General features: G+C 61.2%; 13 protein-coding genes and 6 tRNA genes. 14 read left to right on the top strand and 5 right to left on the bottom strand.

What is annotated here, in order from left to right; all coding sequences use genetic code 11:
• Together ccoO and ccoN are read right to left on the bottom strand one after the other, a co-directional pair.
• Positions 1–609 carry a cytochrome-c oxidase, cbb3-type subunit II gene (ccoO, locus tag BM194_RS14650; protein ID WP_092848175.1) on the bottom strand — a complete coding sequence of 203 codons (609 nt, stop codon included), beginning with the start codon at positions 607–609 and terminating at the stop codon, positions 1–3.
• 22 nt (positions 610–631) lie between these two features.
• Positions 632–2,056 carry a cytochrome-c oxidase, cbb3-type subunit I gene (gene ccoN / locus BM194_RS14645; protein WP_092848173.1) on the bottom strand — a complete coding sequence of 475 codons (1,425 nt, stop codon included), beginning with the start codon at positions 2,054–2,056 and terminating at the stop codon, positions 632–634.
• Positions 2,057–2,224: 168 nt separating this feature from the next.
• Here ccoN and BM194_RS14640 point away from each other — a divergent pair, with 168 nt between their 5' ends.
• The 6 genes from BM194_RS14640 (at position 2,225) to BM194_RS14615 (ending at position 3,578) form a co-directional block, all read left to right on the top strand.
• Entirely contained in the window at positions 2,225–2,947 is a 723-nt protein-coding gene (locus tag BM194_RS14640) for an alpha/beta family hydrolase (protein WP_092848171.1), read from the top strand.
• Positions 2,948–3,036: 89 nt separating this feature from the next.
• Positions 3,037–3,112 (top strand) — tRNA-Val (locus tag BM194_RS14635).
• Between the two features lie 44 nt (positions 3,113–3,156).
• Positions 3,157–3,233 (top strand) — tRNA-Asp (locus BM194_RS14630).
• An 80-nt stretch (positions 3,234–3,313) separates the two neighbouring features.
• Positions 3,314–3,390 (top strand) — tRNA-Asp (locus BM194_RS14625).
• 31 nt (positions 3,391–3,421) lie between these two features.
• Positions 3,422–3,498, top strand: a tRNA-Val gene (locus BM194_RS14620).
• Positions 3,499–3,501: 3 nt separating this feature from the next.
• A tRNA-Asp gene (locus BM194_RS14615) sits at positions 3,502–3,578 on the top strand.
• Positions 3,579–3,626: 48 nt separating this feature from the next.
• Here the strand turns inward: BM194_RS14615 and BM194_RS14610 are convergent.
• Positions 3,627–4,541 carry an alpha/beta fold hydrolase gene (locus tag BM194_RS14610; protein ID WP_218155401.1) on the bottom strand — a complete coding sequence of 305 codons (915 nt, stop codon included), beginning with the start codon at positions 4,539–4,541 and terminating at the stop codon, positions 3,627–3,629.
• 105 nt (positions 4,542–4,646) lie between these two features.
• Here BM194_RS14610 and BM194_RS14605 point away from each other — a divergent pair, with 105 nt between their 5' ends.
• The 5 genes from BM194_RS14605 (at position 4,647) to BM194_RS14585 (ending at position 12,994) form a co-directional block, all read left to right on the top strand.
• A complete protein-coding gene (locus BM194_RS14605) occupies positions 4,647–6,659 on the top strand; it encodes an FAD-dependent oxidoreductase (RefSeq protein ID WP_244890979.1) in 2,013 nt (670 codons plus the stop codon).
• Between the two features lie 157 nt (positions 6,660–6,816).
• Positions 6,817–7,866, top strand: a complete 1,050-nt coding sequence (locus BM194_RS14600) for a threonine aldolase family protein (RefSeq protein ID WP_092848161.1) — start codon at positions 6,817–6,819, stop codon at positions 7,864–7,866.
• Between the two features lie 218 nt (positions 7,867–8,084).
• Entirely contained in the window at positions 8,085–10,007 is a 1,923-nt protein-coding gene (locus tag BM194_RS14595) for a PrkA family serine protein kinase (RefSeq protein ID WP_092848159.1), read from the top strand.
• 84 nt (positions 10,008–10,091) lie between these two features.
• A complete protein-coding gene (locus BM194_RS14590) occupies positions 10,092–11,375 on the top strand; it encodes a YeaH/YhbH family protein (protein ID WP_092848156.1) in 1,284 nt (427 codons plus the stop codon).
• A gap of 68 nt (positions 11,376–11,443) precedes the next feature.
• Positions 11,444–12,994 carry a SpoVR family protein gene (locus BM194_RS14585; RefSeq protein ID WP_092848154.1) on the top strand — a complete coding sequence of 517 codons (1,551 nt, stop codon included), beginning with the start codon at positions 11,444–11,446 and terminating at the stop codon, positions 12,992–12,994.
• A gap of 68 nt (positions 12,995–13,062) precedes the next feature.
• On the opposite strand, the gene BM194_RS14580 is transcribed toward BM194_RS14585, so the two are convergent.
• On the bottom strand, positions 13,063–13,377 hold the full coding sequence (locus BM194_RS14580; protein WP_092848152.1) for a high-potential iron-sulfur protein: 315 nt from the start codon (positions 13,375–13,377) through the stop codon (positions 13,063–13,065).
• Between the two features lie 275 nt (positions 13,378–13,652).
• On the opposite strand from BM194_RS14580, the gene BM194_RS14575 reads away from it, so the two are divergent.
• From BM194_RS14575 to BM194_RS14565, 3 genes are all read left to right on the top strand, one after another.
• Positions 13,653–14,132: a methylated-DNA--[protein]-cysteine S-methyltransferase gene (locus tag BM194_RS14575; protein ID WP_092848150.1), complete on the top strand. Its 480-nt coding sequence runs from the start codon at positions 13,653–13,655 to the stop codon at positions 14,130–14,132.
• A gap of 60 nt (positions 14,133–14,192) precedes the next feature.
• Positions 14,193–14,468: an Lrp/AsnC family transcriptional regulator gene (locus BM194_RS14570; protein ID WP_092848145.1), complete on the top strand. Its 276-nt coding sequence runs from the start codon at positions 14,193–14,195 to the stop codon at positions 14,466–14,468.
• A gap of 83 nt (positions 14,469–14,551) precedes the next feature.
• On the top strand, positions 14,552–15,403 hold the full coding sequence (locus BM194_RS14565; RefSeq protein ID WP_422730672.1) for a DNA/RNA non-specific endonuclease: 852 nt from the start codon (positions 14,552–14,554) through the stop codon (positions 15,401–15,403).
• A gap of 86 nt (positions 15,404–15,489) precedes the next feature.
• Here BM194_RS14565 and BM194_RS14560 read toward each other — a convergent pair.
• Positions 15,490–15,569: transfer RNA gene (locus tag BM194_RS14560), tRNA-Leu, on the bottom strand.

Below are 15,569 nucleotides of genomic sequence, written 5' to 3'. Positions count from 1 at the left end.
TCAGCGCGTGTCCTTGAGTTCGGTACCGAGCTGCTGGAGATAGGCCACCAGTGCCGTGATCTCCTGCTCGCCACGTACATCCTTGGCGGCGTTGGCGATCTGCTCGTCGGTATATGGCACACCCAGGCCGCGCAGGGCGCGCATTTTGTCGGCGGTGTTCTCGCCGGTCAGGGTGCGCTCGAACAACCACGGGTAGTTCGGCATCTTGGATTCCGGTACCACGTCGCGAGGGTTGTACATGTGAGCCCGGTGCCAGGCGTCGCTGTAACGCCCGCCAACACGCGCCAGGTCGGGCCCGGTACGCTTGGAGCCCCACAGGAACGGATGGTCGTAGACGAATTCCCCGGCCACGCTGTAGTGGCCGTAGCGCTCGGTTTCGGCGCGGAAGGGGCGAATCATCTGCGAGTGACAACCCACGCAACCCTCGCGGATGTAGATGTCACGCCCTTCGAGTTCCAGTGCCGTCAGCGGCTCGAGGCCTTCGATGGGGCGGGTCGTTTCCTTCTGGAAGAACAGGGGCACGATCTCGGCCAGGCCGCCGAAACTGATCACCACCAGGATCAGTACGGAGAGCAGGCCCACGTTCTTTTCTACAATCTCGTGTCTCATCAGTGTCAGGTTCCCCGATTGATCAAGCGGTCTGGGCGACCGGTGCCTGCTCGCGTTCGCTACGCTTCACTGTCATGTAGACGTTGAAGGCCATCAGCAGCATGCCGGCGACGAAGAAACAGCCGCCCAGCCAGCGCACGACATAGCCGGGATGGCTGGCTTCGAGCGCTTCGACGAAGGTGTACATCAGCGTGCCGTCGGCGTTGACCGCACGCCACATCAGGCCCTGCATGATGCCGTTGACCCACATGGCGGTGATGTACAGCACGGTACCGATGGTGGCCAGCCAGAAGTGCACGGCGATGAGCTTCTCGGAATACATGGCCTGGCCGCCGAACAGGCGAGGAATCAGGTGGTACATGGAGCCGATGGTGATCATGGCGACCCAGCCGAGGGCGCCGGAGTGCACGTGGCCGATGGTCCAGTCGGTATAGTGAGACAGGGCATTGACCGTCTTGACCGCCATCATGGGGCCCTCGAATGTCGACATGCCATAGAACGACAGGGCCACGACCAGGAAGCGCAGTGTCGGGTCGGTGCGCAGCTTATGCCAGGCCCCGGACAGGGTCATCATGCCGTTGATCATGCCGCCCCAGGAAGGCGCCAGCAGGATGATCGACATGATCATGCCTAGCGACTGGGCCCAGTCGGGCAGGGCGGTATAGTGCAAGTGGTGCGCACCGGCCCACATGTAGGTGGTGATCAGGGCCCAGAAGTGCACGATCGACAGGCGATAGGAATAGATCGGGCGCTCGGCCTGCTTGGGGACGAAGTAGTACATCATGCCCAGGAAGCCGGCAGTGAGCAGGAAGCCGACCGCATTGTGGCCGTACCACCACTGCGCCATGGCGTCGATGGCGCCTGCGTAGGCCGAGTAGGACTTCATGAAGCCGACCGGAACTTCCGCGGAGTTGACGATGTGCAGTACCGCAACGGTCAGGATGAACGCGGCATAGAACCAGTTGGCGACGTAGATGTGCGAGGTCTTGCGCTGCTTGATGGTGCCCAGGAAGACAATGGCATAGGCCACCCAGACCAGAGTGATCAGAATATCGATCGGCCATTCCAGCTCGGCGTATTCCTTGGAGGTGGTATAGCCCATCGGCAGCGTGATGACCGCCAGCACAATGACGGCTTGCCAGCCCCAGAACGTGAAGGCCGCCAGTCCATCGGAGATCAGTCGTGTCTGACAGGTGCGCTGCACGACATAATAGGACGTGGCAATCAATGCCGAGCCGCCGAAAGCGAAGATGACGGCATTGGTATGCAACGGGCGCAGGCGCCCGAAGCTAGTCCACGGAAGACCAAAGTTCAGTTCCGGCCAGACCAGCTGTGCAGCGATGAAGACACCCAGGCCCATGCCTATGATGCCCCATACCACGGTCATGATCGCGAACTGCCGAACTACCTTGTAATTGTAGGTCGGGTGTTCAAATGTTGTGCTCATGTCAGGTTCCCATCGAACGCGGTGGTGGGGAGACGTCCCGGCAGGCATTTTGCCTCGGGCTGACCGCCCACATGATGATGCAGGTCAAGGTGCTGTCGATTCTAGCCCAGCCCACCCGCAACCTGAACACGCAGAACCCGCCTGTTACGACGAAAGCATAGGAAGAAAATGCCTTACAGCGAGCAAAATGGCTGGCGTCAGGTGACCGTCGAGGACATGACCGAGGCGTTGCACGATGACCAAGATTCCCGCCTGTTTATCGAACAAATAGGACCGTTGGAAAAGCGTGGTGAACCGAGGGCAGGCCGACTGCTCCTGGCGCATGGGGCCGGGGCGGGGCAGGACTCGAGCTTCATGCGCACCCTGGTCGATTGCCTGGTCGAAAATGGCGTTCAGACACTGACGCTCGAGTTCTCCTACATGCAGCGGATGCGCTGCGAAAATCGTCGGCGTCCACCGCCGGGTATCGAACGTCTCGTCGATGAAATGATTGAGTGGTGCGGCATCCTGTCACAGCGCAATTTACCGGGGCTGTGGTTGGGCGGTAAGTCGATGGGTGGGCGTGTCGCCAGCCTGGTTGCCACCCGCCAGGAGGTGGTCGGCCTGATCCTGTGCGGCTATCCCTTTCATCCGCCAGGCAAGCCGGAGAAGACGCGTCTGGCGCATTGGCCGCAGATCGCCTGTCCGGCCCTGGTGCTGCAGGGGACGCGCGATCCCTTCGGCACGCGGGACGAGGTCGAGGACTATGCACTTGACGATAACGTCCATGTCACGTTCATCGAGGATGGCGATCATGACTGGAAACCCCGCAAGGCTTCGGGGCTGACCCAACGTGAATTGATCGGCCAGGGCGCCGCCGACATTGCCACCTTCATGGCGGCAAGCCGATGAATTTGAAACGGAAACCCGGTTGCTGGGGTGATGACAAAAAGCATTGACATTACCCCGTGGGCCTGTAGAATGCAGCGCCACGTGACCGAGGGTGGTTAGCTCAGTTGGGAGAGCACCAGCCTTACAAGCTGGGGGTCACTGGTTCGAACCCAGTACCACCCACCATCGCCTTATGGGATGGCTCGTTTACGTAAGTTTGGAAGTAGTGTGGACCGGTAGTTCAGTTGGTTAGAATGCCGGCCTGTCACGCCGGAGGTCGCGGGTTCGAGTCCCGTCCGGTCCGCCATTTCCAATCGGTGTTGCCTGGCAATGCCATGCTCCAGTCACAAGTTCCGTATCAGTGCATATAGCACGGTACTATGTCGCGGACCGGTAGTTCAGTCGGTTAGAATGCCGGCCTGTCACGCCGGAGGTCGCGGGTTCGAGTCCCGTCCGGTCCGCCATCTTGTCTGGTGTCGTGTTATTTCGATAGTTGGGTGGTTAGCTCAGCTGGTTAGAGCACCAGCCTCACATGCTGGGGGTCACAGGTTCGAGTCCTGTACCACCCACCACGCGGACCGGTAGTTCAGTCGGTTAGAATGCCGGCCTGTCACGCCGGAGGTCGCGGGTTCGAGTCCCGTCCGGTCCGCCATTATCGATACGATTTCAACCCCGAGCCAAATGGCTCGGGGTTTTTCGTTTATGCCTCGCCTGGGCGGGCATGGTCGGTGAGCCAGGCATCGACCAGGGGGTAGATTTCGATAATGGCCTGGGGATGCGTCAGCATGTCCAGGTGCCCGTAGTCACGTGACAGGCCGTTTGCGATACCCAGCCGGACAAGACGCTGCGTATGGGGGCCGCACTCCCGGGCGAAGCGAGCCACGTCGTCCGGATGCCCCAGTGCATGATCGTTGGCACCGGCCAGGTGCAAGGTCGGAGGAAGTCCACCGGAAGCCAGGGCGGCTGAATAATCGAAGTCGTCACGGAGATCGACCCACGCGGAAGGTTTCACCCAGGCGACCCCTTGACGATGGCTGCCCGCATATTCGTCGTCGCTTCCCCAGCGCATGGCACGTGCTGGAAGGTACCCGCAGAGCCGCCGGGCAATCGGCGCGACGCCCTTCCACATCAGGTCGATGTACAGCAGTCGTTGCCACGTCCAGCTACGCACGCTGCGTTTCGTGCCGAAGTAAGCCTGACTGATGATTTTTTCGCGCAGCTGCGGGTAGCGCCCCAGGCTCGAGGCGACCAGTACGCCACCCCAGGAGTGGGTGATGACATGCAGTCGACGGGCGTTGGCCAGGTGCAGGCAAGCCTCGATCGTGGCGGGAATCTCTTCACGAATGACGTCCGTCTGGCCCAGGTCAACGCCGCGTGCCGGTCTCGGCGGTGCCGCGTGCCGGCCGCGCTGGTCGGCAACGAAGACATCGTATCCCTGCTTGGCCAGCCAAGGAGCCAGCCCCTTGCCCGAGCGGCTGTGAAAGATGCGGCCAGACTCGATCGCGCCATGCCAGCACAGCACGACCCCGCGGCAGGGCGGCATCGGTCGAAAGCGGGTGACATGGACTGCCCCTTGGCTAAGGGTGACTTCATGACATTCGGAAGTGGCGCTCATGCTTGCCCTCTGTCGTTCGATCAAGGGATTGTGTCTCGTGGTGGCTACGCTACACTTGGCGATACAATCATACACTTGTTTGAATCAGCCGCTAGCGAGGCGACCGTGACCGCTTATCCCTCCCTGTTCCGCCCCCTGACGCTGGGCCACATCACGCTACCCAACCGTATTCTTATGGGGTCCATGCACACCAATCTGGAAGAATCGCCCCACGGGTTTGCACGGCTAGCGGCCTTTTACGCCGAGCGCGCCAGGGCGGGCGTGGCGCTGATCGTCACCGGGGGCATCGCTCCCAATCCGGAAGGAGCGGTCTTTCAGGGGGCGGCCAAGCTGACCACGGATATGGAGGCCGACCGGCACCGGGTGGTGACCGATGCGGTACATGCCGAGGGTGGACGTATCTGCCTGCAGATCCTGCATGCCGGGCGTTATGCCTATTCGCCCGAGCTGGTCGCGCCCTCGCCGCTCCAGGCGCCGATCAATCCCTTCGTACCTCGTGAATTGGGTGATGAGGAGGTCGAGCGGCAAATTGACGATTACGTGCGATGCGCACGACTCGCGAAGCAAGCGGGCTACGATGGCGTCGAAGTGATGGGCTCGGAAGGCTACCTGATCAATCAGTTCATCTGCCGACGAACCAACCGTCGTAGCGATCGCTGGGGCGGAGGGTATGCCAACCGCATGCGTTTCCCGGTGGAGATCGTGCGGCGTATCCGTGAGGCGCTCGGCGAGGATTTTCTGATCATCTTTCGGCTGTCGATGATCGACCTGGTCGAAGAGGGGAGCACTTGGGACGAGGTCGTGGTACTGGGTAGGGCCATCGAGGCGGCGGGAGCCAGCCTGATCAATACCGGTATTGGCTGGCATGAGGCGCGGGTGCCGACCATCGTCACCAGCGTGCCGCGTGCGGCATTCACCGAGGTGACTCGGCGCATGAGGGCCGAACTGACGATCCCGCTGATCACTACCAACCGGATCAATATGCCGGATGTCGCAGAGCAGGTGCTGGGCGACGGACACGCCGACATGGTGTCGATGGCGCGGCCTTTCCTGGCCGACCCCGACTGGGTGCGCAAGGCCGAGACCGGGCGCGCCGAAGAGATCAATACTTGCATTGCCTGCAACCAGGCCTGTCTCGACCACACGTTCCAAGGCAAGCTGACCTCCTGTCTGGTCAATCCACGCGCCTGTCACGAGACGGAGCTGAATATCGAGGCCGCGACAACGCCCAAGGCAGTGGCCGTGGTCGGTGGTGGGCCGGCGGGACTGGCTTGTGCGGTCACGGCTGCCAGCCGGGGGCATCGCGTCGTGCTCTTCGAGCGGGATGACGAACTGGGAGGGCAGTTCAACTACGCACGGCGGATTCCCGGCAAGGAAGAGTTCGACGAGACGCTGCGCTACTACCGCGTCATGCTCGACCGCCATGGTGTCGAGGTGCGCGTGAATACCCCGGCGGACGTGGCTGCCCTGAGCGGCTTCGATGAGGTCGTGCTGGCTACCGGCGTGCGTCCGCGCCGGCTCGAGCTGCCGGGCAGCGACCATGCCAAGATCGTTGGTTATCCGACTGCTATCCGTCATCCCGAGCGCATCGGGCAGCGAGTAGCCATCATCGGCGCCGGGGGCATCGGTTTCGACGTGGCCGAGCTGCTCTCGCATGACGGCCACCCGACGCTGGAGCCGGCAGCCTGGTACCGTGAGTGGGGCGTGGACCTGTCGGTCATCCGGGAGGGAGGGCTGACGGCACCGGCGGCACCGCCGGTGCCACGCAAGATCTATCTGCTGCAGCGCAAGGCCACTAAGCCTGGCAAGGGGCTGGGTACGACAACCGGTTGGGTGCATCGGGCGTCGTTGCGGCATCGTGGGGTCGAGACGCTGGCCGGCTGCGAGTATCTTGGCGTCGACGACCAAGGGCTGCACGTGCGCATCGATGGTGAGGTGAGTGTGCTCGAAGTGGATCACGTCGTGGTCTGCGCTGGCCAGGAGTCGGTTGTCGACCTGCTCGAGCCGCTGCGTGATGCCGGGGTGACGGTGCATGTCATTGGCGGGGCGCAGCGTGCCGCAGAGCTGGATGCCAAGCGTGCCATCGATCAGGGGGTGCGTCTGGCGGCATCACTGTGATTAGCGCTGCAACTTTCGTCCACGCCAGACGGTGATAGACTGCACAGGGGGCGTGATCCGCCCCCTGTCTGCGGCGTTGGCGGTTACCGCCGCTGCGCACCGAGGAGCGGCGACGGCATCCTGTCGCTGCAGCGAACAAGAAGAGAAAGGAAACCTCATGGCCCCCCACTGTTCCCCGCGCTTTCTGGCCAGCGACAATACCTCCGGCATCTGCCCCGAGGCCCTGGACTATCTGCTTGAAGCCAATGCCTGTGACGATCTCGCTTACGGCAACGATAGCTGGACCCAGCGAGCCACTGATCGCTTCCGCAGCCTGTTCGATTACGACTGCGACGTGTTCTTCGTCTTCAACGGTACGGCGGCCAATTCGCTGACCCTGGCCGCCATGGGGCAGAGCTATCACAGTGTGATCTGCCACGAGCTGGCGCACATCGAAACCGATGAGTGCGGCGGGCCCGAATTTTTTTCCAATGGGGCCAAGCTACTGACCAGTGCGGGACGCCACGGCAAGCTCAATGCCGAAGGCATCGAGCAACTGGTGACCCGGCGTAGCGACATTCATTATCCCAAACCCAGGATCGTATCGATCACCCAGGCCACCGAGGTCGGTACCGTCTATGATCGCGAGGAGTTGCTGGCGATTCGCACCGTCGCCGACAAGTACGACCTGCGCGTTCACATGGACGGCGCGCGCTTCGCCAATGCCTGCGCCTCGCTGGAAGCGACGCCGGCGGAACTGACCTGGCAGGTCGGCGTCGATGCATTGTGCTTCTCGGGTACCAAGAACGGGCTGCCGATGGGAGAGGCCGTGGTGTTCTTCAATCGCGAGCTTGCCGAGGACTTCGACTATCGCTGCAAGCAGGCCGGGCAACTGGCCTCCAAGATGCGCTTCATTGCTGCCCCCTGGTTGGGCCTGCTCGAAACCGGAGCCTGGCTGAGCAACGCCTCGCACGCCAACGCCATGGCCCGCTACCTCGCCGATGGCCTGCGCGGCCTACCTGGTGCCGAGCTGATGTTCCCGACCCAGGCCAACAGTGTCTTCGTGCAATTGCCACCGCCGGTGCTGGCGCAGTTGCGCGAACGAGGCTGGACCTTCTATACCTTCATTGGTGCCGGAGGAGCGCGTTTCGTCTGCGCCTGGAATACCACGGTCGAACTGTTGGATACCCTGCTGGCGGACATTCGCCAGGCCCTCGACGCCAGCTGAATCCGTTTCGTTACATAACTTCCTTATTTGCTTTGGCGAACCATCGCGACGCCCGACGCTCTTAGCTTTAGACGAGGAGTGTCGCGAGGTTGCGTTGAAAGCTCACGGCCAGCTCTCCTCCGCCGGACGATTTATCCGTCTACGCTGATAAATACGCCAGCCCGGAATCCCCAGACTGATTGTCTTGCGACCGGGGGTCGCGATCCAAGGAGGCCTCAATGAGTATCTTCGATCATGTGCAGAACCGTTATGAAAAGGTTCAGCAGGAAGAAATGAGTCTTCAGGAGTACCTGGAGCTGTGCCGTTCGGACCCCAGTGCCTATGCCTCGGCACCTGAGCGCATGTTGCAAGCGATTGGCGAGCCCGAGGTGATCGACACTGCCAAGGACCCACGCCTGTCACGTATTTTCACCAACAAGGTCATCCGGCGTTATCCGGCTTTTTCCGAGTTTTACGGCATGGAAGAGGCCATCGAACAGATCGTGGCGTATTTTCGGCATGCGGCGCAGGGGCTCGAGGAGCGCAAGCAGATCCTCTACCTGCTGGGGCCGGTGGGCGGCGGCAAGTCCTCGCTTGCCGAGCGGCTGAAGCTGCTCATGGAGCGGGTGCCGTTCTATGCCATCAAGGGCTCGCCCGTCTATGAGTCACCGCTGGGCCTGTTCTCTCCCGAAGAGGATGGCGAGCTGCTCGAGAAGGAGTATGGCATCCCCCAGCGTTACCTGAAGAGCGTGATGTCACCCTGGGCGGCCAAGCGGCTCAAGGAGTACGGGGGAGATATTTCCAAGTTCCGCGTGGTCAAGCTGTACCCGTCGCGACTCAACCAGATTGCCGTATCCAAGACCGAGCCTGGCGACGAGAATAACCAGGATATTTCTTCGCTGGTGGGCAAGGTCGACATCCGCCAGCTCGAACTCTATTCGCAGGACGACCCGGACGCCTACAGCTTCTCCGGTGGCCTGTGCAAGGCCAACCAGGGGCTGATGGAGTTCGTGGAAATGTTCAAGGCCCCGATCAAGGTGCTGCATCCTTTGTTGACCGCTACCCAGGAGGGCAACTACAACCCCACCGAGGGCATGGGGGCCATTCCCTTCGACGGCATCATCCTGGCGCACTCCAACGAGAGCGAGTGGCAGCAGTTCCGCAACAACCGCAACAACGAGGCTTTCCTCGATCGCGTCTACATCGTCAAGGTGCCTTACTGCCTGCGGGTATCCGAAGAGATCAAGATCTACAAGAAGCTGCTCGAGCATTCCTCGCTGGACCAGGCACCGTGTGCCCCCGACACGCTGCGCATGCTGGCGCAGTTCTCGGTCCTGTCGCGTCTCAAGGAGCCCGAGAATTCCAGTATCTATTCCAAGATGCGGGTTTACGACGGCGAGAACCTCAAGGATACCGACCCCAAGGCCAAGTCGATCCAGGAGTATCGCGACGCGGCAGGGGTCGATGAGGGCATGGACGGGCTCTCGACCCGTTTCGCCTTCAAGATTCTTTCCAAGGTGTTCAACTTCGATACCCATGAGATCGCCGCTAACCCGGTGCATCTGCTTTACGTGCTCGAGCAGCGGCTAGAGCAGGAGCAACTGCCCAAGGAGACCCACGACCGTTACCTGCGCTTCATCAAGGAATTTCTGGCGCCGCGCTATGTCGATTTCATCGGCAAGGAAATCCAGACTGCCTATCTCGAGTCGTACAGTGAATACGGTCAGAACATCTTTGACCGCTACGTCACCTACGCTGACTTCTGGATACAGGATCAGGAATACCGGGACCCCGAAACCGGCGAACTGTTCAATCGTCAGTCACTCAACGAGGAGCTGGAAAAGATCGAAAAGCCGGCAGGGATTTCCAACCCCAAGGATTTCCGTCACGAGGTCGTCAACTTCGTGTTGCGTGCACGTGCCCAGAACAACGGCATGAATCCCAGTTGGCAGTCCTACGAGAAACTCAAGGGCGTCATCGAGAAGAAGATGTTCGCCAACACCGAGGAGCTGTTGCCGGTCATCTCGTTCAATGCCAAGGCCTCCGCCAACGACCAGCGCAAGCATGAGGACTTTGTGGCACGCATGGTCGATCGCGGATATACCGAGAAACAGGTGCGGTTGCTGTCCGAGTGGTACCTGCGCGTTCGTAAGTCCCAGTAACCGGCCAGGGCCGGGTCAGGGCGGAGCGACCCCGGTGGTCGCTCCGTGTCCCGTGGCGCAGCCTGCGCAGGGGAGGTGGCATACATGAGCTATTTTATCGACCGTCGCTTGAACGCCCGACACAAGAGCGAGGTTAACCGACAGCGGTTTCTGGATCGTTATCGCACCCACATCAAGCGCTCGGTGGAGGAGGCGGTCAATCGGCGTTCCATTACTGACATGGAGCGTGGCGAGAAGGTGTCGATACCGTCTCGCGACATTTCCGAGCCGGTGTTCCAGCATGGTCAGGGTGGGCAACGCTCCATCGTCAGTCCTGGTAACAAGGAGTTCGTCGAGGGTGACCGCCTGCGCCGGCCTGGTGGCGGCGGTGGCGGTGGTGGTGCCGGCGAAGGCAATGCCTCGAACCAGGGGGAAGGGGCCGATGAGTTCGCCTTCTCGCTGACCCGCGAGGAGTTTCTCGACTTCGTCTTTGACGGCCTGGAGCTGCCGCACCTCGAGCGCAAGCAACTGGTCGATGTCGAAGAGGTGCGCCCGGTGCGTGCCGGTATTTCACGGGAAGGCGTCCCGGCACGCATGAACATCGTGCGGTCGATGCGTGAAGCTCAGGCGCGGCGTATCGCCATGCGTGCGCCGATCCGGCGGGCCCTGCGCGAGGCCATGGAAGCCCTCAATGCCGAGGAGCGCAAGGATCCGGTGCTGCGCAATCCGGCACGCATTGCCGAGTTGAAGGCGGAAATCGAGCGCCTCGAGAAGCGTCTCGAGGCGGTGCCCTTCATCGATACCTACGATTTGCGCTATAACAACCTCATCAACCAGCCGCAGCCGTCCAACAAGGCGGTGATGTTCTGTGTCATGGATGTGTCGGGGTCGATGACCCAATCGCACAAGGACATCGCCAAGCGTTTCTTCCTGCTGTTGTACCTGTTTCTGGAGCGTAACTACGAAAAGGTCGAACTGGTCTTCGTGCGCCATCATACGGCAGCCAAGGAGGTCGACGAGGAGGAGTTCTTCTACTCGCGCGAGACCGGTGGCACCATCGTCTCCAGTGCGCTGTCGCTGGTCGACGAGATCATTCAGGACCGCTATCCCGCTGCACAATGGAATCTGTATGTCGCCCAGGCCTCCGATGGCGACAATTGGGACGATGACTCCACCACCTGTCGCAAGCTGTTGGCACAGTCGCTGATGCCGCGCTTGCAGTATTACACCTACGTCGAGATCACTCCCCATGCGCATCAGGCATTGTGGGAGGAGTACGAAAGCGTGCAGGCCGAGTTCCCCGAGCGTTTCGCCATGCGGCAGATCGTCGAGGCGGGGGACATCTACCCGGTCTTTCGCGAGCTGTTCCGGCGCCGCGCCAAACAGTGAGCTCTGGCTTGAGCGGGCCCAGGCGTGGCAGGCGCTGATCGCGCCGGCCCGGCCCGAAAGGAGACAGCATGATCAAGCGTACCCCGATTGCCACCGGCTCCGACTGGAACTTCGAGATCCTGACCGAGTACGAGCGCGAGATCGCTCGGTTGGCCGACGAGTATCGACTCGATACCTACCCCAACCAGATCGAGATCATTACCTCCGAGCAGATGATGGATGCCTATGCCAGCGTGGGCATGCCGGTGGGCTATCATCACTGGTCGTTCGGCAAGCAGTTCCTGGCCGTCGAGCAGGCCTATCGCCGCGGGCAGATGGGGTTGGCCTATGAACTGGTGATCAATTCCGATCCCTGCATCGCCTATCTCATGGAAGAGAATACGCTGATGATGCAGGTGCTGGTCATGGCGCATGCCTGCTATGGTCACAACTCCTTCTTCAAGGGCAATTACCTGTTCCGTACCTGGACGGACGCCTCGGCCATCGTCGACTACCTCGTTTTCGCGAGAAAGTACGTCTCCGAATGCGAGGAGCGTCACGGTGTCACTGCCGTTGAACAACTGCTCGATGCCTGTCATGCGTTGCAGAACTATGGCGTCGACCGTTACAAGCGGCCCTCGCCGATTTCCGCCGAGGAAGAGGCGCGTCGCCAGAGCGAGCGCGAGGCTTACCTGCAGTCGCAGGTCAACCTCCTGTGGCGGACCATTCCCTCGCCGCATGAGCACAGTGACGCCTTGGGGCACGACGAGGAAGACCCGTTGGGCCTGCACCAGCATGGGCGCTACCCGGCCGAGCCGCAGGAGAACCTGCTCTATTTCATCGAAAAGAATGCGCCGCTGCTGGCGCCCTGGCAGCGCGAGATCGTACGTATCGTGCGTAAACTGGCGCAGTATTTTTACCCTCAGCGCCAGACCCAGGTGATGAACGAGGGCTGGGCGACCTTCTGGCACTATACCCTGATGCACCGCATGTACGATGACGGGCTGGTCGACGAGGGGCTGATACTGGAGTTTCTGCAGTCGCACACCGCCGTGGTCAATCAGCCGGGCTTCGATAGTCCTTATTACAACGGCATCAATCCCTATGCGCTGGGGTTTGCGATGTTCAGTGACATCAAGCGGATCTGTCAGGAGCCGACCGATGAGGACCGGCAGTGGTTTCCGGACATGGCCGGTAGCGACTGGCTGGAGACGCTGCATTTTGCGATGCGCAACTTCAAGGACGAATCGTTCATCCAGCAGTTCCTGTCGCCCAAGGTGATCCGCGATCTCAAGCTGTTCTCGTTGGTCGATGACGATCGCGATGAGATGCTGACCATCGAGGCGATACATGACGAACGTGGCTACCAGCGTATCCGCGAGGATTTGTCGACGCAGTATGCCTTGTCGCTGCGTGAGCCCAATATTCAGATCTGGGAAGCCGATATCCGAGGTGATCGCTCACTGACGCTGCGTCATGTGCAGGACCGGCGGCGTCCATTGGCCAAGAGTGTCTACCCGGTCATGCGCCATTTGCATCAACTGTGGGGCTTCCCGGTGAAGCTCGAGTCGATCGAGGAGGATGAGGTCGTACGTCGCTACCAGTGGCCATTGCCCGAGCATGATGGCGAGCGAAACTGATAGATAGCATGGCATGAGGCAGAGCGCCGGCCTGGGCCGGCGCTCGTGCTTTGGATCAGGCAGGCCCGTCAGGGCTGCTTGGTCCAGGACTGGCACCATCCCCCCGGCGCCACGCTGTGTTGCGGGAAGAGCTGGCAGCCGTTGTTGGCTTCCTTGAAGAACATGCAGTTGGCGCAGGTTTCGCCCTCGGAGTAGGCCGGATGGTCGCTGGCCTGCTGGGCATCCGTCACGTAGTTCAATGCCTTGGCCTGGGGGTTTTCCGGGTCGAGCGGTGGAAGCTCCTGAGCGAAGGCGCGCTGGGAGAGGATGCCGGCACCCAGTGGCAGGGCGGCGAGCCCCAGCAGACTGTGGCGCATGAAGTCACGACGGCTTTGCTTGGCCATGGTTTCTCCTTGATTGTGGTGGTCATGCCGATCACGGATAGGTACGGGCGGTTTTCCGCCTCTGTTCTGACGTTGCCTGGAAGCGTTCCGGCGTGACACCTCGGCTATCCAGGCTAACTGTCTATGTCGCCTTGCAGGTAATACCTGCAGCGACCCGTCAAAGTGCGCTACTCTCCGACTCTTCTATCCTAGTGGAAGCGGGGGAGGAGAGCACCCTACCTCTGCTTGTCGTGCGGCAATCCGTCGCGGCGCTGCTGGTCGAGCAAGGAGATGGCATGCATTACACGATTTTCGCGAGCCCGGTGGGCGAGTTGCTTCTGGCGGGGGACAAGCTTGGTCTACGCCGCCTGTGCTTTCTCGACGACCGAGCGGCACCGCCCGAGACGGCGCAGTGGCAACGCGACGACGAGGCGCTGGCCGAGGCGCGCGAGGAAGTGCTCGCTTACCTGGTAGGCCGTCGACGCAGCTTCAATGTCGATGTGGCACCTGAGGGTAGCGATGCGCAGCGCGAAGTCTGGGCGGCGGTGATGCGTATTCCCTACGGTCGGACGCGCACTTATGGGGAGGTCGCCCAGAGGCTGGGAAGCGGCAAGCCAGTAATTGCCGTGAGCAGTGCCAGTGCCGCCAATCCGTTACCGATTCTGATTCCTTGCCACCGGCTGGTCGCCGCCAAGGGAATTGGCCGCTACAGCGGTGGCGAAGCCCTGAAGCAGCGGCTTCTCGACATGGAATGTGGTACTGCCGGCTTGCAGTGACATGCTCTGTACCGGCCAGGGCTGATATACTGGCCGCCACGTCAGTTCAGGAGTCGACTCATGCAGAATGCCGTGATTCTGATCAATGCCGAGAAAGGCCAGATCCAGGCCGTCGCCCAGCGTCTGGCCGAGGTGGAGGGCATCAGCGAGGTCTACTCGACCTGCGGACGCTATGACCTGGTCGCCATTGCGCGCACACGCGATTTCGAGTCGCTGGCCGAACTGGTCACCGGCCGGCTCACCAGAGTCGAGGGCATTCGCGATACCGAGACGCTGAATGCCATGCAGGTCCATTCCCGTCACGACCTGGAAACCATGTTCAGTGTCGGCCTTTGATCGGCCCAGATGACCTTCCTTGCCCTCCCGCCACGCGATTGCCGGGAGGGCTTTCCCGCTAGCTGGATCGTTCCCCACGCATGATGCTTTCCATGACATTCGTTCGTCGCCAGGTGCGCAATCTGGGTGTTTCTCTGTTGTTCGTGATGGTCGCCAGCGGCTTGTGGTATTGGCAGGAGCAGGACGTACGGGATCGCCTGAGCTGGATGGGAGTGACTACCTGGGACGAACTCGGGCTGACCAATTTTCACCGTGTCCTGCGCAACGAAAGCGTATTGATCGGCTGGTCCGATGTGCGTGTCAATCCGCTGTGGGTCAGCTACCGCCTGCATCATGTCGACGACGCCAGCATCGGTCCGCGGCCCGATTTTCAACGTGACTGGCGAACGTTATGGCCCATCGCTCCCGATAGCTATTTCGGCAGTGGCTACGACCGTGGCCACCTGGCGCCCAACTACGCCATTGCCCGGGTGCATGGCGCCGATGCGCAGCGCGATACCTTCCTGATGTCTAATGTGTCACCGCAACGCCCCGACCTCAATCGCCGCCTCTGGCAGCGGCTCGAGGAAGTTGTCATCGATCATTTCGTGCCGCGCTTCGGTGCCGTGCAGATCATCACCGGTCCGGTCTTTCCAGCGGACTGGCTCGGCAATGTCTTTCATCGGGTCGGGCTGGTCGAGGTGCCGCAGGCGTTCTACAAGATCGTTGTGGTGCCGGGCGAGCAGCCCAGGGCACTGGCTTTCCTGATGCCGCAGACGGTGCAAGGCAACGAGCCGCTGGATCGCTTCCTGGTCAGTATCGACGAGATAGAGGCGCGCACGGGGCTGAACTTCTTTCCCCTGCTACCCGACAATATCGAAGACATGCTTGAAGGCGGTATCCGTCCTGAGGGATGGGAACTCGACAAGGTGGCAAGGCTGCCGTCACGCTACTGACCGCGACGCGACACGCCATGGGAATGTGCCGTCGCAGCGTGGCGTCGTGCCGAGGCATCAAGGATAGAAATATGAAGCAGGGGGGATGGTGCCCAGAAGAGGACTTGAACCTCCACGTCCGTAAGGACACTAGCACCTGAAGCTAGCGCGTCTACCAATTCCGCCA

Origin of the sequence: Modicisalibacter xianhensis (assembly GCF_900113605.1) — a bacterium.
Lineage (GTDB): Bacteria > Pseudomonadota > Gammaproteobacteria > Pseudomonadales > Halomonadaceae > Modicisalibacter > Modicisalibacter xianhensis.
The sequence above is the reverse complement of the archived record's forward strand: the minus strand, read 5'-3'. Positions and strand labels throughout refer to the sequence as shown.